Annotated in this window: 18 protein-coding genes and 1 pseudogene; 13 read left to right on the top strand and 6 right to left on the bottom strand. The window is 60.5% G+C overall.

All coding sequences use genetic code 11. From position 1 onward, the window contains the following. Positions 1 to 86: 86 nt before the first annotated feature. Positions 87 to 3,209 carry a transglycosylase domain-containing protein gene (locus QWI20_RS10535; protein ID WP_369305433.1) on the bottom strand — a complete coding sequence of 1,041 codons (3,123 nt, stop codon included), beginning with the start codon at positions 3,207 to 3,209 and terminating at the stop codon, positions 87 to 89. A gap of 270 nt (positions 3,210 to 3,479) precedes the next feature. Between QWI20_RS10535 and QWI20_RS10530 the strand changes: the two genes are divergently transcribed. Then, positions 3,480 to 4,397 carry a hypothetical protein gene (locus QWI20_RS10530; RefSeq protein WP_369305432.1) on the top strand — a complete coding sequence of 306 codons (918 nt, stop codon included), beginning with the start codon at positions 3,480 to 3,482 and terminating at the stop codon, positions 4,395 to 4,397. Between the two features lie 58 nt (positions 4,398 to 4,455). Here QWI20_RS10530 and QWI20_RS10525 read toward each other — a convergent pair whose 3' ends face one another. The 3 genes from QWI20_RS10525 to QWI20_RS10515 all read right to left on the bottom strand — a co-directional run bounded on the left by QWI20_RS10525 (position 4,456) and on the right by QWI20_RS10515 (position 7,375). Next, the gene (locus QWI20_RS10525) at positions 4,456 to 5,079 is read right to left on the bottom strand and encodes a hypothetical protein (RefSeq protein ID WP_369305431.1); all 624 of its coding nucleotides are present in this window, start codon (positions 5,077 to 5,079) and stop codon (positions 4,456 to 4,458) included. A 113-nt stretch (positions 5,080 to 5,192) separates the two neighbouring features. After that, positions 5,193 to 6,335, bottom strand: a complete 1,143-nt coding sequence (locus QWI20_RS10520; RefSeq protein ID WP_369305430.1) for an OpgC domain-containing protein — start codon at positions 6,333 to 6,335, stop codon at positions 5,193 to 5,195. A gap of 227 nt (positions 6,336 to 6,562) precedes the next feature. After that, on the bottom strand, positions 6,563 to 7,375 hold the full coding sequence (locus QWI20_RS10515) for a response regulator transcription factor (protein WP_369305429.1): 813 nt from the start codon (positions 7,373 to 7,375) through the stop codon (positions 6,563 to 6,565). 132 nt (positions 7,376 to 7,507) lie between these two features. On the opposite strand from QWI20_RS10515, the gene QWI20_RS10510 reads away from it, so the two are divergent. Then, positions 7,508 to 8,323 carry a carbon-nitrogen hydrolase family protein gene (locus tag QWI20_RS10510; protein ID WP_369305428.1) on the top strand — a complete coding sequence of 272 codons (816 nt, stop codon included), beginning with the start codon at positions 7,508 to 7,510 and terminating at the stop codon, positions 8,321 to 8,323. A 159-nt stretch (positions 8,324 to 8,482) separates the two neighbouring features. Next, positions 8,483 to 9,808 (top strand): APC family permease, encoded by a 1,326-nt coding sequence (locus QWI20_RS10505; RefSeq protein ID WP_192171609.1) that lies wholly within the window; start codon positions 8,483 to 8,485, stop codon positions 9,806 to 9,808. A gap of 79 nt (positions 9,809 to 9,887) precedes the next feature. Here QWI20_RS10505 and QWI20_RS10500 read toward each other — a convergent pair whose 3' ends face one another. Beyond that, positions 9,888 to 10,259, bottom strand: coding sequence for a hypothetical protein (locus QWI20_RS10500; protein ID WP_282366220.1), 372 nt, complete (start codon positions 10,257 to 10,259; stop codon positions 9,888 to 9,890). Positions 10,260 to 10,457: 198 nt separating this feature from the next. Here QWI20_RS10500 and QWI20_RS10495 point away from each other — a divergent pair, with 198 nt between their 5' ends. From QWI20_RS10495 to QWI20_RS10485, 3 genes are all read left to right on the top strand, one after another. Then, positions 10,458 to 10,727 carry a type B 50S ribosomal protein L31 gene (locus QWI20_RS10495; protein ID WP_122536087.1) on the top strand — a complete coding sequence of 90 codons (270 nt, stop codon included), beginning with the start codon at positions 10,458 to 10,460 and terminating at the stop codon, positions 10,725 to 10,727. 162 nt (positions 10,728 to 10,889) lie between these two features. Continuing rightward, positions 10,890 to 11,981, top strand: a complete 1,092-nt coding sequence (gene ddlA, locus QWI20_RS10490; protein WP_369305427.1) for a D-alanine--D-alanine ligase — start codon at positions 10,890 to 10,892, stop codon at positions 11,979 to 11,981. Between the two features lie 2 nt (positions 11,982 to 11,983). Next, complete coding sequence (locus tag QWI20_RS10485; protein ID WP_369305425.1) at positions 11,984 to 12,388, top strand: NUDIX domain-containing protein; 405 nt, start codon at positions 11,984 to 11,986, stop codon at positions 12,386 to 12,388. Between the two features lie 41 nt (positions 12,389 to 12,429). Here QWI20_RS10485 and metR read toward each other — a convergent pair whose 3' ends face one another. Continuing rightward, positions 12,430 to 13,347, bottom strand: coding sequence for a transcriptional regulator MetR (gene metR, locus QWI20_RS10480; RefSeq protein WP_369305424.1), 918 nt, complete (start codon positions 13,345 to 13,347; stop codon positions 12,430 to 12,432). A gap of 207 nt (positions 13,348 to 13,554) precedes the next feature. On the opposite strand from metR, the pseudogene QWI20_RS10475 reads away from it, so the two are divergent. The 7 genes and pseudogenes from QWI20_RS10475 to QWI20_RS10445 form a co-directional block, all read left to right on the top strand. Next, positions 13,555 to 14,163: pseudogene (locus tag QWI20_RS10475) on the top strand (5-methyltetrahydropteroyltriglutamate--homocysteine S-methyltransferase); the annotation flags it as partial. Positions 14,164 to 14,319: 156 nt separating this feature from the next. Beyond that, complete coding sequence (locus QWI20_RS10470; protein WP_369305423.1) at positions 14,320 to 15,312, top strand: alpha/beta fold hydrolase; 993 nt, start codon at positions 14,320 to 14,322, stop codon at positions 15,310 to 15,312. Between the two features lie 110 nt (positions 15,313 to 15,422). Then, the gene (locus QWI20_RS10465) at positions 15,423 to 16,100 is read left to right on the top strand and encodes a DsbA family oxidoreductase (RefSeq protein ID WP_369305422.1); all 678 of its coding nucleotides are present in this window, start codon (positions 15,423 to 15,425) and stop codon (positions 16,098 to 16,100) included. A gap of 161 nt (positions 16,101 to 16,261) precedes the next feature. Then, a complete protein-coding gene (locus QWI20_RS10460) occupies positions 16,262 to 16,975 on the top strand; it encodes a GntR family transcriptional regulator (protein ID WP_369305421.1) in 714 nt (237 codons plus the stop codon). Next, positions 16,972 to 17,988 carry an ADP-ribosylglycohydrolase family protein gene (locus tag QWI20_RS10455; protein WP_369305420.1) on the top strand — a complete coding sequence of 339 codons (1,017 nt, stop codon included), beginning with the start codon at positions 16,972 to 16,974 and terminating at the stop codon, positions 17,986 to 17,988. Before QWI20_RS10460 ends, QWI20_RS10455 begins: the two co-directional genes overlap by 4 nt. Before the next feature lie 159 nt (positions 17,989 to 18,147). Next, complete coding sequence (locus QWI20_RS10450) at positions 18,148 to 19,617, top strand: cytosine permease (RefSeq protein ID WP_369305419.1); 1,470 nt, start codon at positions 18,148 to 18,150, stop codon at positions 19,615 to 19,617. Further along, complete coding sequence (locus QWI20_RS10445; protein ID WP_369305418.1) at positions 19,607 to 20,536, top strand: PfkB family carbohydrate kinase; 930 nt, start codon at positions 19,607 to 19,609, stop codon at positions 20,534 to 20,536. Before QWI20_RS10450 ends, QWI20_RS10445 begins: the two co-directional genes overlap by 11 nt. Positions 20,537 to 21,110 lie beyond the last annotated feature (574 nt).

Below are 21,110 nucleotides of genomic sequence, written 5' to 3'. Positions count from 1 at the left end.
CTTAAGATATATCTTATTGTTTCCACAAGACGCGTTAAGACGAACGGTTGTCGTCAAGTATTTGGAGGGAATGCGTTGAGCGTCTGCTACAGACGCGATGCGATTTGCGTAGGTACGGGCGCCTTGCACTGCGTGAACGTGCCCGGCTCCAGGTAGGGATTGAGAATCGGCGCCATGCCTTTGAGCACTTGCACCGGAAGGGCGGAGGTGAATTTGAAGCTCTCGGCGGCGCGTCCCGGGACGTACGCCGTCAGCGTGCCGTAATGGTTGTCGCCGATGAAAAACACGAAGGTCGCCGTGCGATTTATCGCTTTGGACGCCAGGATTCGCCCGCCTGCGCCGATGCTTTCGATGCGGTTGTCGCCCGTGCCGGTCTTGCCGCCCATGGCCAGCACGCTGCCATCCTGAGTTTTGAAACTGCCGGATACCCGCCTCGCCGTGCCGGCATCGACCACCTGTGACAGCGCCTCGCGCATGGCCGCAGCGACTTCCGATGGCAGCACCCGCTTGCCCAGCCCAGGGTTGTTGACCAATTGCGTTTCATAGGGCGTCTGCGCAGCGAAGTGCAGGCTGTCGATGCGCAAAACCGGCAGGCGAATGCCATCGTTCTGGATGATGCCGATGAGTTCGGCCAGCGCCGCAGGTCGATCACCGGAGCTGCCAATCGCGGTCGCCAGCGACGGCACCAAGTGATCGAACGGATAGCCCAGCCGCTGCCAGCGCTGATGGATGTCCAGGAACGCTTCGATCTCCAGCATCGTGCGAATGCGGCTGTCGCGAGCGCTCTTGTGCTGGCTCTTGAACAGCCAGCTATAGACTTCCTGCCGCTCGAAACGGCTGGCCGCGACGGCGTCCTTGAACGTGGCGTCCTGGTTCTGCAACAGATACCCCACCAGCCACAGATCCAGCGGATGCACGCGGGCAACGTAGCCCTGATCCGGCAGATCGAACTTGCCGGGGCCATAGGCGAAATAGAGTTCGTCCAGACGCTTTTCGGTCAGCGCCGGTTTGCCTTTTTCCCCGGCCATGTGCGCGCGAACAAACGCATTGAACGCGCTTTGCGTGGCGTTCGGCAGCAGGTAGCGATGCACGGCGGCGAGCCTACTCGCAGCGGGATGTACCCCGTCGAGAAAGGTATCGAGCCGGTCCTGTGTTGATTTGTTCTTGTAGCGTTCCCAGAAGCGCAACAGGAATGACTTGCCCTCGCGGTCGGCGAAATCGGCCAGGTACTCCTGACGCCTCGGATCGCTGTCGTCCTTGAGCAACACTGCGCTGTTGTTGGGCCCCTGATAGGTGGTGTACCGCACCAGATCACGCATCAGGCGTATGAACGGCAGGTTGATCGACTCGCGCAACGCTTCGCGAAGGGTGGGGTTGCGAGCGTTGTCCTCCCGGCGAAAATTATTGAAATGATGCAGGCCGCCCCCGGTGAAAAAACTCTCGCCCGGGCTGGCCGAATACTGACGATCGAGGGCTGCAGCGAGCATCTTCGAGAGGTCACGGTCGTTGTTCTGAATCAGGTAATCCACGGCCCAGCGGCTGAGGCGGTCAGACTCATCGACCGGGACTTTCTTCAGGGCGCTATTGGGCTGATCGGCGTACTTGTCGTGCATCTCGGCAATGATCTGCAAGTACGTTGTCAGCACGCGCATCTTGGCCGTGGAGCCCAGCTCCAGTTTGCTGCCCTCGTTGATGTCGAACGGCTGATCCGTGCTGTCAGTCTGCACCCGCACCCGCGAGCCATCCGGGTCGCGCTCGAACAGGGTGAAGCTGTAACGCACCGCCTGGGTGCTGGTGGGTGTCAGCAGGTGTTCTCCGATCAAACCCATCTGCCCGGCGAATTCGGGTTTGGCAAGGTCGCGCAAGTACTGACCGACGCTGACCTGCAGGTCGTTCTGCAGCGTGCTGGTGGCCGACAGGTCCAGGCGATCGAGGTCGTAAAGTGAACGGTTGAGCATGTTCGACAGCCGCGTGCGGGCGACGGTGATGCCTTTGTTACTCTCAATCGGCTGCACGGTCGGCTGCTGCACCCAGTCGCGATAGGTCACGGTGGCGGCCAGAGCGGCGTCGGCCAGCGGTTGATCGATGACATTGTTCTGTGCGAGCACGCGCAAATGGCTGTCAGTCAGGTCCGCGAGTTCCTTGCGCCCCTTCGCCAGAAAGTGTGAGGGCCTGCGCTGGGCGATCACCAACGACAGGACTTCGCGCAGCGCCAACCCTTGCGCCGCCAGGGTTTTATCGTCCTTCGCCGTTGAAGCCAGCAACTGGTTGGTGCGGTCGAAGTCCGCGCCGTACCAGACCCGCAACCCTTCGGCCATACCGTGGACTTCGCCATGACCGGGGACCGCCGACAGCGGCACGCTGTTGAGATAATCCCGCACCACCCGCTGCCGCGCTTCGAGCGTTTGCTGCCCCGGCTGATAGGCACGAACGCTAGCGGACACCATCTGCCGGATCTTTTCGCTGCCCGACAGCGTCAGGCCGTCCGGCGAGTGCCGGTACTTCTCCAATTGAGTCGCCAGCGTGCTGCCACCGGCCGATTGCCCGGGCAACCCCACCACTTTCGCCACTTGGGAAAGCGCCGCCTTGAAAAACCTTGGCCAGTCCACCGCCGGGTTGGCCAGCGGGCGTTGAGCGTCCAGCAGGTCGCGGTTTTCAATAAACAGCAGGCTGTTGACCAGCACGGGCGGGATGGCGGTGAAGGTCGGGTACAGTTGCTGCGGGTAGACGTACTGGTACAGAGGCTCGGCGCGGCAGTCGGTAATGGTCAGGCCGGACTGAATCTTCTCCTGATACGGCACGAAGAAACCGCGCTTGGCGTAGGACATGAGATCGGGAGAAAAGCGCGCCTGGGCGCTGATGAGGTAGTCGCGGTTAAGCAAGCGCGGCAGGAATTCGCCGAGGGCGGAATAGCCCAGACGCCTATCGAAAGGCCCTTCGCCGGGATACACAATCGCGTCGCTGGCACCGGCTTCGACGCTGTAGCTCAGGCCTTGGGCCAGATGGCTGAATTCCTGCGCCTGCAAGCGGGAGCTGCGCACTTCGGTGGATACCACAAATCCCAGGATCACCGCTGCCGTCAGTACCGCTACCAGCAGAAACCGCCACACGTAACGCCGTGGGCGAGCATGGGCTGGCATTGATCCGTTCCCCTGACTGTCAGCCTTGACCGCAGCCTTCTTCGTATCGGAATGCCAAAAAGCGCCCATATCGTTGGCCCGGTCAAACCTGCACATCGCACTTGTTACAAGCGTAGACGCTGGTGGGCGCGGGGCGGGGAGTTTGTGGCGCGCCTGACTGTGTTCTGTCGGAAATAGCTCGGGACCAGGCTGGTTTTATCTCCTGTGCCAGATGTACCTGTGAATTTGTAGGAAGGTTCCGAATATGGAGGTAGGAGGTTGATTGCTTTTCATATCGCTGATTAGTTGATTTTGTCGATTGACAATAACAACACGCCATCAGGCTATGGAGAATAAACTTTGAAGATTAAAAATTTTTGTACTGGGTCGTTTGTGAGTTGCGCAGTCTTAGTGATGTGCTCGGCGTCAGCGTTACCGTTCCAGATCGGCACCACACCCAGCGATACCTCCGGAAGCAGTCCGGGGGCGGTCGCGCCCATAGAGTCGCCAAGTAAAGTGTCGGGAGTGGTGGCCCTAACTGACGCCCTGCATGTGAAGAAAGAAGTTCTTGTCAGTCCGGACGATGTTCATTATTACAGCTTCACCTCGGTCCGAGGACAGAAAGTGGTAGTGGCACGCTCTCATGACTTTTCGGACGACGTGTTCTGGGATATTGAGGTACTCGATGACGGCAAATGGCAGCTTTTACCAGAAAAAACGATGGTGTTTTCAGGACTTGAGCCCGGAAGTCAAATTCAGATTAGAGTTAGCTATAAAAAGGGCGCTGTATTCGTTCCGCAGCCATATGGAATCGTCTTCGGCTCATATCCCGTTCTCAAGGAATTTAAATTGCGGGATCAGTATGGGATCAAACGGATACCGAGCGGACACACTCAGCCAGCGTTTCTCTTGGTGCAGGGATACACTGAGGCTAACATTGAAGCCTATTTTGTAGACTCTCTTGATACACCTCTAAAAGGCGCGATGGGGAGGCTGGACATGAGCTTGGCAGAGTCCCGTATAAAGCCTATCTCCAGGGATGTGGTCAGTGACGAGAATGGAAGGGTCACGGAAGTGGTGAGTTTCGAGCGATGCTATGGAGGGCGGGAATCAGGTGATATTAATTATATATATGGTCCGGGTACGTGGAGAAGCTACTATTATGTCGGCAGCTACCGCTTTACTAATGTAGTGTCTGAGCTGACTGGTACCGCAGCAGCCTCCGAAGGTGATAAGGTTTTTGGGCACGTATGTCATCACCGGAAAATAAAAAGCTGACTTAAGTCAATTAAGTGAATGCCTGGCGGGTCTGTGGCCCGTCAGGCTTATTAATGACCTATACCGTTTCCGAAATAGACATGCGTGCGCGCTGGATGAGAGGATCTATGTCTCGATGCCAAACTAGCTGTGCAGTGTCTGCGTCTAATATCTTGCCGAGGTCTGGAAACTGTCCGATAGGGTTGGCGTCTTGAGTTTGAGTAACTTGACGCCCGTTACGATTATGCGTTGCTAGTAATGCCAGAGCTTTGCTGAAAGAAGCAAGTTGTTCACCGAAGCCCCGGTATTGGCTCAGGCTCTGGGCCAGCCGATTTTTCTCCCCGTTTGAGAGAGCGCCCGTTGGGTCAAGAATCTTTATACCTCCGGCATCCAGCGCAAAGCTGAAGTCCTTGCCCGCAAGGTCGGGATGTAGAGTTCCCAGGTCACTCTTGAACTCGTCATAGGTGCGCCGAAGACGTGCCAATTCTAAAATCGCGAAGCTTTCTTTAATGGATAAATACTGTTCCCAGTTCCCGACTTTTTCGAAGCCAGGCTCATTGCGCCACGGCCTGCGTGCTGCATCCTTGCGGTCGCGCGCTTGCGATTCGAGTTCTTCAGATTTTTCTGCTAACGGCTGAGCACTAGCCGGTTCACGTGCTTTTGGAAATGCAAATGCCCGCGTTGTCGTTGAAATTTCCATCATCGTTACCTCCCACTGTTTATCGACTCTCCTCAGCTAACGGCACCCTGCGAAAAAGCTTTGCCTGATAAACCAGTAGGAAATTTCCGAAGAGCCCCCTCAGTGAGACACGGTTCTCAAACCTTCACCACCCGCGCCGCCTTCGGGCTGCTCAACCGCTTGTTCAACTCCAGCCAGTTCGACAACAGCAGCATCAACCCCAGGCCGAGCAACGCCGTGATCACGCGCATTTGCCAGGCATCGTCCGCCAGCGCGTTCGCCATGTCGGCCAGCGGGGCGAGGAGGACGCCCAGGCAGAAGATTTCCAGCGAATAGCGCCCCATCCTGCAGGTCTGCTGGCCGGGCCAGTTGTCCAGCCAGGTCACCGACGTAGGCAGCACTTTTGCGACGACATAGGCCAGTGCAAGGAAGTGCAACAGGCGCACCGGCGACAGGTCGGTCTTGCTGATCGGGTAGATCAATTCGGTGAGCGCTGTAGGCAGGAGCGCGTCATGCACATCGGGGAATTTCCACAGCACGGTGATGACTCCGGCCATCAGCAGGTAAGCCGCCGCTATGAGAAACATCGGCTGTTGCCAGAGCGGGCGAGCGCTGGGCTTTGCGGTCAGCTCGCGCTGGGTGTGCAAGGCAAAAGCACCGCCGAGCACGAAGATCAACTGCCAGGCGACCGGATTGAAATACCAGTAACCGCCGCCTTCGTAGGCCCGCAGGTTCCAGCCGAGCAACGGCACCATCATGTACAGCGCCACCGAGAGGCCGATCGCCAGCGCCGCGTTGCGCATCAGGACCGGCAGAATCAGCGGCAGTGCGCCCATCAGCAGGATGTACAGCGGCAGCGGGTCAGTGAGGTTGGGTTTAAAGCGCAGCAACAGTTCATCGGCCAGCGCCTGTTGCGGGTTGCCGACGAAATACTCAAGGCCCATTTCGCGCACCATGTCGCGGGTTTCGACGTGATTGTTGGCGACGAAAACGATGCCCATCAGCAGCGTCAGCAAGAAGATGTGCGCGACATACAGCACCCACGTACGCCGGAGGATGCGCAGGCACGCCACGACGTAACCGTTACGCTGCGCCACACGGCCATAAGCGAGGACAGCGGCATAGCCGGCGAGAAAAACGAACACCTCAGCGGCGTCGCTGAAGCCAAAATTGCGCAGCGTCAGTTGCGCGAAAGGGTTGTCCGGCACGTGATCCCAGAAAATGAAGATCAGCGCCAGACCCCGAAAGAAGTCGATGCGATGGTCGCGTCCGTTCGTCATGACGGTGGGCCTTGCAAAGGTGTTTATAGAAGAGGGGCCAGTGGGGCCGTGGTTCCTTGCCGTCAGCAGGGTCTGATCGGCGGCGCGCAGGGTGGCGGGTTTGCGGGGTAAAAGCAAAGGGTGGATGTTGCAGGATGTCTCGCCTTGAGACGCTTCACACAGCGAGACAGCCCCTTCTTGGCTGGCACCGTCGCGATTGCTTCAATCAGGCAATCCAGTCCTGCGACTCAAGCACTCTGCGCTTGTAGAAAAATCGAAAACAGCTCGGATTGCGACTTGATGCCGAGCTTGCTGTACATATGCTTTTTATGGACGCGCACGGTTTCCGCAGAGATGGCGAGCTTGCGGGCGATTTCCTTGCTCGAACAACCGCTGAGCATCAGTCGACCCACCTCCAGCTCCCGGGCGGTCAGTTGCGCGCCACGGCTGTGCTGAGCCGATGCTTCCAGCTGCTTACGCCAGTTGCTCATCGGCAATGGCGTATCTAGCAGCTCTTGGTCGGTTGCCGCAGCTTCCATTTCGAAGGGCAGACGCTGGCGTAACAGTGCGATGACCCACGGCTGGATCATCGACAGCAGGGCAATCTGTTCGGCGCTGAATCGCCGGGTTGAGCCCAGTGACAGACACAGGGTGCGGTCCTGATCGATCTGGCAATTGAACTGGACTTCATCGGCAACGACGTTTAGCCGAAAGTAGCGCTGGTAATACTCCGTCAGCTCGAAGTGTTCGGGCGCCACCTCAGCGAGGCGGAACAGGCCGCTTTGCGAGCGCTCGCGGCTGGCGACGTAGAAGGGGTCAAGCAAGTACAGGCCTTTGAGGTAATCCTGAAACAGTTGGTCGGGGCTGCCATCTTCAGCCGGGCTTTCGGCGAACACCTGCGGGCGCTGCCCGGAGCTGAATTGCAGCGCGACCCAGCTATCAAAACTGACGTACTGATCAAGCAGCCGCACCAGTTGTGCCCAGAAATTGGGGCGGTCCAGCGCTTCAATCAACTGCCCGACCGAGCGATGCCAGGCCATGTCCTGAAGTGCGATTGTCATCCTCTACCCCTATTGGGTTACTACAGCTGCGTAATTCCCCGTAACACTTACTGATGCGCATACTGCCCGCAGAGCCAATCATCAGGCCAGCATTTTGTGCCCGACCGGCCCGCGACCTTATAAGGAGAACCCATGAAGGTGGAACTCGCCCAATTGACGGGCCAGGACAACGACACCGTCCACAATCTCAAGCGCGCGCTGAATGCCATTGCGGCATGCGCTGACGACACTGCGCTGATCGTGTTCCCGGAAACACACCTGATGGGCTTCCCCTCCAGCGAGACCGTTGCCCGGGTTTCCGAAGCGCTGGACGGCCCCAGTGTCACCGCCATTCGTGAGGCGGCGCGGGCGCGCGGCGTCTCCGTCGTGATCGGCATGGCCGAAAATGACAACGGCGCGTTCTTCAACACCACGTTGCTCATTACCCCCGAAGGCATCGCCCTGCGTTACCGCAAAACGCATTTGTGGGCGTCCGATCGCGGCGTGTTCAGCGCGGGCGATCGGTACGCCACCTGTCAGTGGAACGGGCTGCGGGTCGGCCTGTTGATCTGTTACGACATCGAGTTCCCGGAGTCGGCCCGGGCGCTGGCCCAACTCGGCGTTGATCTGATCATCGTCACCAACGGCAACATGGACCCCTACGGTCCGACCCACCGCACCGCGATCATGGCCCGCGCTCAGGAAAATCAAGCGTTCGCGCTCATGGTCAATCGCGTCGGCGAAGGCGAGGGCGGGCTGGTGTTCGCGGGCAGCAGCGCGCTGGTTGACCCATTCGGGGCTTTGTTGCACGAGGCTGGTCGGAAAGACACGCAACTCACCGTCGAACTCGACCTTCGGCAGCTACAGGCTGCGCGTCGCGATTACCGCTACCTGGATGACCAGCGCCTGCGACTGCCGGGCGAAGTCATCGAACATGCCAACGGCGTGCGCGAGCTGATCATTCCCTGACGCGTCAGAAGAGACATCCCTAATAAGCCTAATAAGAAGAATGAAGCCTCACTGCTGCGTCGATCGCGGCAGTGGATGCACGCCCTCCAACTAAAAATACGCCTTTGTTCTGCCGCACTTTTCTCTGCCATAAAACCTATAAATTCGGAGTAGTCGCTCATGGCTCGCTTGCAACGCACCCTTTCATTAGGGTCGGTGGTGCTGTTCGGCATCGCCTACATGACCCCCATTATTGTGCTCGGCACCTTTGGTATCCTCGCGCAAACCACCGGCGGCATGGTCCCCGCGTCCTACCTGGCCGCACTGGTCGCTATGTTTTTCACGGCCATGAGTTACGGCCGCATGGCGGCTGCGTTTCCGGTGGCCGGCTCTGCCTACAGTTACGTGCGCAAAGCCATCAGCCCCAAGCTGGGGTTTATTGCCGGCTGGGCGGTGCTGTTGGATTACCTGTTCTTGCCCATGGCGATCTGGCTGATCGGTGCCGCGTATCTGGGATCTGCGTTCCCGTCCGTGCCACAGCCGGTGTGGGTGCTGACGTTCATCGTCGTGACCAGCCTGATCAACATCGTTGGCCTCAAGCTCGCCAATACCATCAACGCCTTGCTGATGATCGTGCAGTTCCTGGTGCTCGCCGCCTTCGTGGCGCTTTGCATCCATTACATTGGCGGCGATGCCAGCAAACCGTTGTGGACACTGTCGCCGTTCCTGAACGGCGACATGCAGATGCCGTTGATCATGAGCGGAGCGGCGATTGCCTGTTACTCCTTTCTGGGCTTCGACGCCGTCAGCACCCTGACCGAAGAAACCCGTGATCCACGCCGCACCATCCCCCGGGCGATCATGCTGATCACGCTGATCGGCGGATTGATCTTTGTCGGCGTGTCGTACTTTGTGCAGCTTGCCCATCCCTCGGCGCAGTTCGAAAACGTCGACTCGGCCGCCTATGAAATCGCGCGCAATATTGGCGGCGACGTGTTCGTGACGATCTTCCTTATCGGCCTCATCGTCGGGCAGTTCGCGTCAGGGCTTTCCGCCCAGGCCAGCGGCTCGCGCCTGCTCTATGCGATGGGCCGCGACGGGGTGTTGCCCAAATCGTTCTTTGCCAGCCTGAGCGAACGATTCGGCACGCCGGTCAACAGCATTCTGCTGTGCGCGGTGGTGGCGTTGCTGGCGCTGAAACTGGACGTCACCACGTCCACCTCGTTCATCAACTTCGGCGCGTTTCTGGCGTTCAGTCTGGTCAACCTGTCGGTCATTTTTCACTATTGGATTGCGGGCGAGAAACGCGGGCCTCGCGAGCTGCTGCTGTTCCTGATCTGCCCACTGATTGGCCTGATTGCCGATCTGTGGCTGATGATCAGCCTGGACAAACTGGCGATCATGCTCGGTCTGGCCTGGTTGGCCATCGGCTGTGTGTACCTGGCGTGGCTGACCGGCGGATTCCGCCGTCAGCCGCCGGAAATGGATTTTCAAGAAGCGGCCTAGTGACACGGCGGGCGATGCAGCGCGGGCGTCCTTCACAGGCGCCCTTTTTGTGCGAGCAGATCCTGAACGCAACCCTGGATCACTGAGCTTCCGGCATCAGCATCGGCTTGCGGTCCAGCGTCTCGCTGACCATTCGATAGATATCTTCTTTGCCGTCGTCATTGCAGCAGCGGATCTCGTGAAGCACTTCGCGCTCTTTGGGAGACAGCCCGATGTAGTTCCACTCGCACGCCTGGCGCATGAACACGTCGTGGTCGTTGACCGGCATGACGTCGTCAGCCGCTTCGTGAAAAGCCTCCACGATCGTGGCGAGCAGGCTGACGAGTTGCTCGGCGTCAGGCTTGCCGTCGGTTGCCTGGACCAGACGCTGCAGATGATTCAACGCGCTGCGGGCGTCAATCAGCTTCATGTGTGCGGGGACGCTCATTTCATATCGATCGATCAAGTGCATGGCACTACCTCCTGGTGTTGTTGTTCATTCCGTTCCTGTTGAGGACCGGGCTGGGTCGTCAGGGCGCGAACGTTAGCGGCAGGGGAGGCGGCGGAAAAGCCGAAAGTTGTAACGGTTACAAAATCGTTTCCGATTGAACTTTGCTGAATTGATACTGTATAACGTATTACATGATTGCTTACATTCTGGAGAAAGACGATGAAAGCCGACATCCATCCCGACTACCGCCAAGTGCTGTTCCACGACACCGCTGCCGATGTGTTTTTTCTGATCGGCTCCACGGTTGACACCGACCGCACGCACACGCACACCGATGGCAACTCTTACCCTTACGTTGCCCTCGACGTGTCCAGCGCGTCGCATCCCATGTACACCGGCCAACAGCGCAAGACCACCACCGAAGGCCGTATCGCCGGCTTCAACAAGCGCTTCGCCACCTTCGGCTCCGGCGCCAAGAAAGAGGAATGACCGCAGCACCTCCCGCGCTCCGGGCATCGCCAGTCGATCACCCGGGCGCGGGATTTTTTTGCCGTTTTTTCACTGTATTCCGTGTTGCAGGCCACCTTGGCACTGGACTATCGGGCCAAATTGCTTTTAGCTCTGCGGCCTGAAATTCAGGAGCATCCCCCTTTGAAAAAGTCAGTCGCCATCGTTTTCGGTGGGCAATCCTCCGAGCATGAAGTGTCGTTGCAGTCGGCGCGCAACGTGATCAACGCGATTGATCGCAACAACTTCTCCATCACCCTTATCGGCGTCGACAAGCAGGGCCATTGGCTGCGCTTCGACGAGCAGGATTACCTGCAGAACCCCACCGATCCTGCGCACATCAAACTCAGTGAATCCGGCCGCCTGCTTTCGCTGATGCCAGGCGCCAGCGGGCCGCAGTTCGTGGAAGTGCAGACCGGCGCAGAGGTGCCGCGCATCGACGTGGTGTTTCCGCTGATCCACGGCAGTTTCGGGGAAGACGGCTGCCTGCAGGGCATGTTGCGCCTGCTGGACATTCCGTTCGTGGGCCCGGATGTGCTGAGCTCTGCGGCCTGCATGGACAAGGACGTGACCAAGCGGCTGCTGCGCGATGCGGGTATTTCGGTTGCGCCGTTCGTGGTCCTTCACCGTGGCGAGACGGTGGATTTTGTCAGCGTCTCCGCACAGTTGGGCCTGCCGCTTTTCGTCAAGCCGGCGTGTCAGGGATCTTCGGTTGGCGTGAGTAAGGTCGCCGACGAAGCCGGTTACGCCGCCGCCCTGAAACTGGCTTTTGACTACGACAACAAGGTGCTGATCGAACAGGGCATCGTCGGTCGTGAGGTGGAATGCGCCGTGCTGGGCAACCACGAACCGAAGGTCAGCGTGTGCGGTGAAGTTGTCGCCAACGACGAGTTTTATGCCTACGACACCAAGTACCTGAACGACGGCCAAGCGCGCATCGCGATCCCCGCGCAGATGGCCGAAGACATGAGCGAAGCCGTGCGTGAAGTGGCGCTGCAGGCCTATCGCGTGCTGGGCTGCGCCGGTCTGGCTCGGGTGGATTTCTTTGTCACCGAGGCACGGGAAATCATCATCAACGAGGTCAACACGCTCCCCGGTTTCACTTCCATCAGCATGTACCCGAAACTCTGGCAGGCCAGCGGATTGAGCTACGCCGAGCTGATCGACCGGTTGATCACGCTGGCGCTGGAACGCGCTGAAGAAACCCGTGCGCTGAAGACCGAGGTGGTGCTGTGACGGTGAAAACGCTCCGTATCGCCGCCGCGCTGCTGACCCGTGCCGATGGTAAGACACTGCTGGTGCGCAAACGCGGGACCGAAGCGTTCATGCAGCCGGGCGGCAAGATCGACGCCGGTGAGTCGGCGCTCGATGCGCTGGTCCGTGAGTTGAACGAGGAATTGGGGCTGGTCATCGCGCCGGAGCAAACGCGATTCCTGGGTGAGTTTTCGGCGGTGGCGGCGAACGAACCGGGCTTCGAAGTGAACTGCCAGCTGTATGGCGTTCAGGTTGAAGACCCGGTCAATCCCGCGGCCGAGATCGAGGAAGCGATCTGGGTCGACGGCGGGAATGTTGACCAGTTGCATCTCGCGCCGCTGACCCGGGACTCGATATTGCCGCTGTACCGTAGCCTGCAAAACGCCTGATTTGCAGGAGCCGCATTGCATGGGGTAAGCAGCGTGGCGGATTAACGAACCGCGCTCACCCCATCCAGTGTCGAAAATGACGTGTCCTTTGCCGTCAGCAGGAAGTCACGCATGTAGGGCGCGTCCAGCATGTCTGCGCGAATCGCCGCGTACAGCGTGGCGAACAATCCTTTTTCCCCCAGCCGCTTGCCCTTCACGTAACCGCGTGAGCTGTATTCATGCAGCGCCCAGTGCGGCATCCCACAGACGCCGCGTCCGCTGGCGACCAGTTGCATCATCATCACCGTCAGCTCGGACGTGCGCACCTGCGCCGGTTCGATGTCGGCTGGTTCAAGGAAACGCGTGAAGATGTCCAGGCGGTCGCGCTCGACGGGGTAGGTGATGAGGGTTTCATTGATCAGGTCTTCCGGCACCACGTAGGGCCTGGTCGCCAGCGGATGCTGATTGGCGACCGCGAGCATCGCCTCGTAGGTGAACAGCGGCACATAGGTAATGCCTGTCAGTTCCAGCGGGTCCGAGGTCACCACCAGGTCCAGATCGCCACGGGCCAGGGCCGGCAGGGGCGCGAAAGCGAAACCCGACGCCAGATCCAGTTCCACCTCCGGCCATGCATCGCGGAACTGATCGATCGTCGGCATCAGCCATTGAAAGCAACTGTGGCATTCGATTGCCATGTGCAGGCGCCCGGCAACACCGCCGGCGAGCCGCGAGATATCCCGCTCGGCATGGCGCAGCTGCGGCAATACCGAGTCGGCCAACTGCAGAAGACGCAAGCCTGCGCTGGTGAACCGCACCGGTTTGGTCTTGCGCACGAACAGCGGCATGCCCATGCGCTCTTCCAGCTCCTTGAACTGGTGCGACAGCGCCGACTGCGTCAGGTGCAGGCGGTCAGCGGCGTCAACAAGGCTGTCTGCTTCGCGTAATGCATGCAGGGTTTTAAGGTGGCGAATTTCCAGCACCGACGGCGCTCCATGAGTAAATTTTGTGATCAACACGAATTTAATGAGTTTGTCTCATGTAAGGAGAAGTGTCGACAATGGCGCCATCTTTTGAAGGAAGCAGCCAGCATGGGCCAGGTCAACAACTCGAATTTTCCTCACATCGGCGTGGCCAGAGGCTTCAAGCACATCCTCGAGACGCTGGGTGACGGCGTTGAGGTGGATTCAGTGCCGACATTCACCCCGGACCAACGCTTCAACCTGAATTGGGCGCCGCTGTTCGATGAGGTCGACGAAGCCCGCGCGCAGGGCCAAACGATCCGGCCGGAAATCATTGGGCCGTTGACTTACCTCTGGCTGGGGCAGGCGGAGGGTGAGGGCTTCGACAAGCTTGAGCTGCTCGACCGTCTGCTGCCGGTGTATGGCGAGATACTCGGGCGGCTGGCAGGCAAGGGCGTCGAGTGGGTGCAGATCGACGAGCCGATCCTGACCCTGGACTTGCCGCAGGACTGGAAGAACGCCTTCGAGCGCGCCTACCACGCCCTGCAATACTCACCGCTTAAAAAGCTGCTCGCGGTTGCGTGTGGCGGTCTCGGGCTGGGCAGTAACCTTGGCCTCGCAGTGTGCCTGCCCGTGCAAGGCCTGCACGTCGATGTGCTCAGTGCGCCGGAGCAAATGCCCTTGGTGCTGGACCGCCTGCCGACCTACAAAGTGCTGTCATTGGGTGTCGCTGGCGAACTCGATCCAGAAAACGCTGGCAGTGAAGCCGCGCTGGGAGTTGTGAAGGAGGCTCAGCTGCGCTTCGCCGACAACCTCTGGGTCGCAGATTCGATCAGCACGCCGGCAACCGCGGCAGCGTAAATACAGGTCCAGATAACCGTTTCGCTACCGCTCAGCCCTCTTCATCAAACTGTCACGCAACTGTGGCAGCGCGCTTGAGCAAACTTCATCAGACTCGCGGCCTACTGGGGTTCTGTGTGTCGGTGTTTTTCCATGCGGGTTTTACTTTTTCTGGCTGCGCTCTTGTGCAGCCTGCCGTCCTTTGCGGCCTCTCGATGCGATGTTGACGTTCCCACGCAAGTGGCCGAGCTCGATGATGTGCACCTGGCGTATCAGAGCATCGGTCGTGATTCCGATCCGGCGCTGCTGTTGGTCATGGGCCTCGGTGGACAACTGATCCACTGGCCGGACGAAGTGGTCGTCGCGCTGTGTCAGCAGGGCTTTCGGGTGATTCGTTACGACAACCGGGATGTCGGATTGTCGACCTGGGTCCAGGCGCCGCCGAGCGCCAACCTCACCTACGAAGTGCTGCGCTACAAGATCGGCCTGCCGGTGTCGGCGCCGTATTCACTGACCGACATGGCCCAGGATGCGCTGGGCCTGATGGACGCGCTGCACGTTCAGCAATTCCATGTGCTGGGGGCGAGCATGGGCGGGATGATTGCGCAGCATCTGGCGGACATCGCGCCCAAGCGAGTGGAAAGCCTGACGCTGATCATGACCAGTTCCGGCGCGCCCGGCCTGCCGATGCCCAGCCCGGCGTTGCTGCAACTGCTGGCTCGTCGTGGCGCGCCGGACCGGCAGACCGCACTCGAGCAGCAGGCTGATTTGCTGGCTGCGTTGGGCAGCCCGGAGGTCAAGGATGATCGGCAGATGCTGCTGCATCAGGCGGCGGTTTCCTACGACCGGGCGTTCAATCCTGAAGGCGTGAAACGGCAGATTCTGGCGATCCTCGCCGAACCCAGCCGAGTGGAGCTGTTGAATCGTCTGCGGGTGCCGACGCTGGTCGTGCACGGCACGGCGGATCCGCTGTTGCCGGTGATGCATGGCATTCACGTAGCGGCGCACATTCAGGGCAGTCAACTGAAACTTATTCCCGGCCTGGCCCACCGTTTTCAGGAAGCCTTCAAAGCCCCGTTGCTGGCGGCGGTGTTGCCGTATTTGCGCGAGCATCGTGAGGACGCTTCCCACGTCGCCCAGCTCTGATGCAGCGGCGGGCTTGACCCGCCTTTTGAGGATAAGCGCGCCGGTGTAGGGTTTGAGCGTCAGCGTGATCGGCGTATCGTGCAACTTTTCCTCTCTTGCACGAGGCTGCGATGAGCATTCCCCTGAAAATCGACTTCATCTCCGACGTGTCCTGCCCCTGGTGCATCGTCGGCCTGCGCGCGCTGGACCAGGCGCTGGACCATCTGGGCGATGAAGTTCAAGCCGACATCCACTTCCAGCCGTTCGAACTCAATCCGCAAATGCCGCCGGAAGGCCAGGACATTTTCGAGCATATCGCCGAAAAGTACGGCTCGACCCGCGAGCAATTCCAGGCCAATGCCGAAAACATCCGCGAGCGCGGCGCAGAACTCGGGTTCGTCTTCAAGCAGGGCGAGCGACGCATCTTCAACACCTTCGACGCCCATCGACTGCTCCATTGGGCCGAGCTGGAAGGCAAGCAACACGCGTTGAAAGAAGCGCTGTTCACCGCCTATTTCAGCCAGCACGCCAACGTATCCAGCCATCAGGTGCTGGCAGATGTTGCGCAGAAAGTGGGTCTGGATCGAGTGCGCGCCGAGGCCGTGCTGGGCAGCGACCAGTACGCCAGCGAAGTTCGCGAACTGGAACAATTGTGGGTGTCGCGGGGCGTGAGTTCGGTGCCGACAATCGTCTTCAATGACCAGTACGCCGTCTCCGGTGGGCAACCTGTCGACGTATTCGTCAGCGCCATTCGTCAGATCGTGGGCGAAGAGTCGAGCGTGGTTAACCCGGTCGACCAAGACAACTAAGCTACGGGTTCTCGCAGCGGACAGGTGGGTAACTCGGGGCTCTTCGTCCTTGTGGTCGCCTAATCCTGCTCGCTGTCGGCTGTCATCAGCGGTAACGCATCCCCCATTGCATTTCAAAAAACACTTGCTCCTCCCAGCCACTTTCGGATATCACTTTGTACATGATTAGACAGGTTCGATTCGACAAGAAAAAACGCGTGGTGGATGAGCTGGCGCGACGCATCGAGACCGGCCAGATGGGCTCGGGCGAATTGTTGCCCGGCGAGAACCTGCTCGCGCAGGAATTCAACGTCAGCCGTGGCACGCTCCGGGAAGCGCTGTCCGAGCTCAAGCGACGCAACTACATCGCCACGCAAACCGGCGTTGGCTCGATCGTGACCTACGACGGCATCTCGCTGGATCAGCGTGCCGGGTGGGCACAGGCCCTGGCCGACACCGGCGCCAAGGTCAGCACCGAGATTCTGCGTCTGGTGGCGGTGCAACGGGGTGATCTGGCGGGCCGGTTTGGCACGGCCGAGTTCATCGCGCTGGATCGCCGTCGAACTGCCGGGGATGGCAGCGTCGTGTCTTTGGAACGCGTGCTGATTCCGGCCTGCGACGGCCTGGAAAATCTGCCCCGCGACGGGCTGATCGAAGATTCGCTGACAGTCACGCTCGCCGCCCACGGCTATGTCGGTGATCGCGGCGATCAGTGGATCGGCGCCGAGCCCCTGAGCAACGATGACGCGGCGCTGATGTTGCGGCAGCCCGGCTCAGTGTTTCTCAAGGCGACGCGCACCACCTTTGATCGCCGCGAACGTTTCATGGAGCACGTGGAAAGTCTGCTGGACCCCGTGCATTTTCGTCTGCATCTGGCTTTTGGATCACCCACATGACTGCACTGATCGACACCCGCGACCGAGGCCTCGGCGCTTTCTACGGACTGGCACTGGGCGATGCGCTGGGCATGCCAACGCAGTCCCTCAGTCGCGAGCAGATCAGGCAGCGATTCGACCGCATCACAACCTTGCAGGCCGCCGGTGCCGATCAGCCGATTGCGCCGAACATGCCCGCCGGGTCGATCACCGACGACACCGAGCAGGCGGTCCTGGTGGCCGAATTGCTGGTCGCCGGGGAAGGGCGCATCGAGCCTTCGGACCTGGCGCAGCACCTGATTGACTGGGAAGCGGTGATGCAGGCCAAAGGGTCGCAAGACCTGCTGGGCCCTTCGACCAAGCGCGCCATCGAGATGATTCTGGCCGGGCACAGCCCTGAGGAGGCCGGGCGTTTCGGCACCACCAACGGCGCCGCCATGCGCATTACGCCGGTCGGCATTGCCTTCGATGTGCGCGAAGAAGCGCGCTTCATCGAGGCGGTCAAACAGGCCTGCCAGGTCACCCACAACACCACTCTCGGTATCTCGAGCGCAGCGGCGGTGGCGGCGGTGGTTTCGGCGGGCGTCAGCGGTGCCAGCCTCGGCGAAGCCCTCGACGTCGGCGCGCGCATCGCCCAGCAAGCAGAGCGATTCGGCTACTGGATCGCTGGGGGCCGCATTGCCACGCGCATCCAGTGGGCCAGAGACCTGTGCGCCGGATGCAGCAACGAGCAGCTGCCCGATCTGATTTATGACGTGATCGGCACGTCGGTCGCCTCCCAGGAATCGGTGGTCGCGGCCTTCGCCCTCGCGCATCACGTGGCTCGCGGGCAGGTATCGGCATTCGATGCGCTGTGCATGGCGGCCAGTCTGGGCGGCGACACCGACACCATCGCCGCCATTCTCGGGGCGATGCTCGGTGCCTGCGCCGGCATGGGCGCCTGGCCTGAGCCCTTGATCAGAGAGGTCCAGACCGTCAACGGGCTCGACCTGTATCCGGTTGTCGAGCAGTTGCTGTCCCTGCGCGGGGTCTGATCCGACCAACGCCAGCCCGTATAAAGAACAAGACCTACCTCGCGGCTCTATGCAGCGGCGAGCCAGGGTTTTTGCAGCCTGCAAAAGCCCACGCTGACACGGATGTCGTTTGCTTTGCGCACTGCCCACAACCAGAACAAATGGCACAGGAGCATTCACATGACGTCATCCAACGCCGCTCAAGGCGCAGGTCAGCTTGAAACACGCGGCATCGAACCGGTTCCGGAAAACGAATGCAACGGCCACCCGTTGCAGCTTTTCTGGGTGTGGTTCGCGGCCAATATCAGCATCCTCGGTCTGCCGCTGGGGGCGACGCTCGTGGCCTTTCGCGGCCTGTCGATCTGGCAGGCGATCATCGTCGCGATCCTCGGCGCGGCCGGCTCGTTTGCGGTGGTCGGGGTCATTTCCATTGCCGGCCGACGGGGTAGGGCGCCGAGTCTTACGCTGTCGCGGGCCATCTTCGGCATGCGCGGGAATATCGGTCCGACCATTGTTTCGCTGATGTCGCGCCTGGGCTGGGAAACAGTGAACACTACGACCGCCTCATTCGTGCTGCTGTCGCTGTGTTCGATCCTCTTCGCCACACCGGTAGAGGCCAAGAGCGCGCCGGGCCTGACCCTCGTGTTCATCGCCATTTTCGTGTTGATGACGCTGACCGTTTCCGGCCTCGGCCACGCCACTTTGCTGGTCATCCAGAAATGGGCGACGTACATCTTTGGCGCGCTGAATGTCATCGTCGGCGGCTTCCTGATCGCGCACATCGACTGGGCCGCTGTGTTCAACGCCGCGCCTGCGCCGGTGAGCGCGATGATCATCGGCATCGGCACCATGGCGGCAGGCACCGGCATCGGCTGGGCCAACGCGGGCGCTGATATGTCGCGCTACCAGCATCGCAGCGTCAAGGCCACGCGGCTGGTGGCGTCGGCGGCTTTCGGCGCCGGCATCCCGCTGGTGTTGCTGATCACCCTGGGCGGGCTGCTGTCGGTGGGCAATGACCACCTGGCGTCGGCCACCGATCCGATCATCGCGATCCGCGAGCTGCTGCCGACCTGGATGGCCGTGCCGTACCTGATCACGGCGTTCGGCGGGCTGCTGCTCTCGAATAACCTGTCGGTGTACTCGGCAGGGCTGACCACGCTGACGCTAGGCCTGAAGATCAAGCGCGTGCACGCGGTGATTGTCGACATCGTGGCGATCTTCGCCGGCTCGATTTACTTCATGCTGATCGCCGACAGCTTTTACGGCCCCTTTATCACGTTCATTTCGATGCTTGCCGTGCCGATTACCGCGTGGGTCGGGATCTTCGTCGTCGACCTGATGCATCGCCACTACTACTCACCGGCTGACTTGATGGACGTTTCGCCGCGCAGCGCCTATTGGTATCGCGGGGGTATCGAGTGGCGTGCGCTGGGTGCGTGGGCCCTGGCCATCGTGCTCGGTTACAGTTTCACCACCGTCGCCACCACGCCGGAGAACGTGATATTCAAGGGCTTGCTGTCGGACTCATGGTTTGGCCATAACGGACTGGGCTGGATCGTGACCTTCGTGGTGGCGGGCGGTCTGTATGCCTTGCTCGGCGGTGCCCGTGACCGTCGTGTCGTTGCAATAGAGGTTGTTCATGCCCGCTAGATTGCTCTACACCGGCCAGGTCGTGGTCGATCTGGTCATGGCCCTCGATGCTCTCCCTCGTTCGGGCGGCGATGTGCTCGCCCGTTCGGCGGCCTTTGAAACCGGCGGGGGATTCAACGTGATGGCCGCGGCACGACGCAGCGGTATGCCGACGGTGTATCTCGGTCGCCACGGTGCGGGGCGTTTCGGCGATCTGGCGCGGCAGGCCATGGCGGCAGAAGGCATCGACATCGCGGCTGCGGCGTCGACGGGGCAGGACACGGGCCTGTCGGTGGCGCTCATCGAGCCTTCGGCCGAGCGCTCGTTCATTTCCTACGTCGGTGCCGAGGGCGGTTTGTCGGCTGAGGATCTGCGCGGCGTTGATGTGCAGGCTGAGGATTTCGTGTTCGTCAGTGGCTACAGCTTGCTGCACGAAGCCAAGGTGTCGACGCTGCTGGATTGGCTCGCGCGGTTACCGGCCGGGGCGGGCGTGGTGTTTGATCCGGGACCACTGATCGATTCTCCCGAGGCGCCCGGCATGCAGGCGGTGTTGCCATTGATCACCCTGTGGACGAGCAATGCCGAAGAGGCGCTGCGCTTCACCGGGTGCGAGACGATCGATAAGGCCCTCGACCGGCTGGCGCACTGGCTGCGCAGTGACGCGCTGATTGTTGTGCGCGACGGACCGAACGGCTGCTGGATCCGTCAGGGTTCCGAGGCCCGACACGTTCAGGGGTTTCCAGTGACGGCCATCGACACCAACGGCGCCGGCGATGCCCATGCGGGGGTGTTGCTGGCCGGGCTGGCGTCAGGGCTTTCAGCGTCGCAAGCGGCACTGCGCGCCAATGCAGCTGCGGCCATTGCCGTCACCCGCTGGGGCCCGGCGACTGCGCCGACGGCGGCAGAGGTGGATGCATTGGTTGCCGGTACCGAGTTCTAGGATTTGCTGTCATCTAGACATTGTTTCGCTAGGTCGCTGCCACCGTCCATGTGGAATCGGGGTGGCGCTCCACCTTGCTCACGAAGGTGCCATTTCAACCGCTGCATGTAGGGTGGATGTACCGGCCCCTTCGCGAGCAAGCTCGCTCCCACGGGATGGTGGTTTGGCTTGAGATGTCGGCCAGTTCGCTGGACCTGTTGGAGTAAGCGGGGTGGCCCTCCACCTTGCTCAAGAAGGCGGTATTCCAGCCGCTGAAGAATCGGTGAGTGTACGCGGACCTGTGGGAGTGAGCTTGCTCGCTCAGAGGCCATTTCAACCGCTGCATATGGAGTGGATGTACCCAGATCTTGTGGGAGTGAGCTTGCTCACGAAGAGGTCATTACAACCGCTGCATATGGGGTGGATGTACCGGCCCCTTCGCGAGCAAGCTCGCTCCCACGGGATGGTGGTTTGGCTTGAGATCTCGGCCAGTTCGCTGGACCTGTTGGAGTAAGCGGGGTGGCCCTCCACCTTGCTCAAGAAGGCGGTATTCCAGCCGCTGAAGAATCGGTGAGTGTACGCGGACCTGTGGGAG

Origin of the sequence: Pseudomonas sp. W2-17, from assembly GCF_041060445.1 — a bacterium.
Lineage (GTDB): Bacteria > Pseudomonadota > Gammaproteobacteria > Pseudomonadales > Pseudomonadaceae > Aquipseudomonas.
Note: the sequence above shows the minus strand (reverse complement) of the source record. Positions and strands in the feature narration are given on the sequence as shown.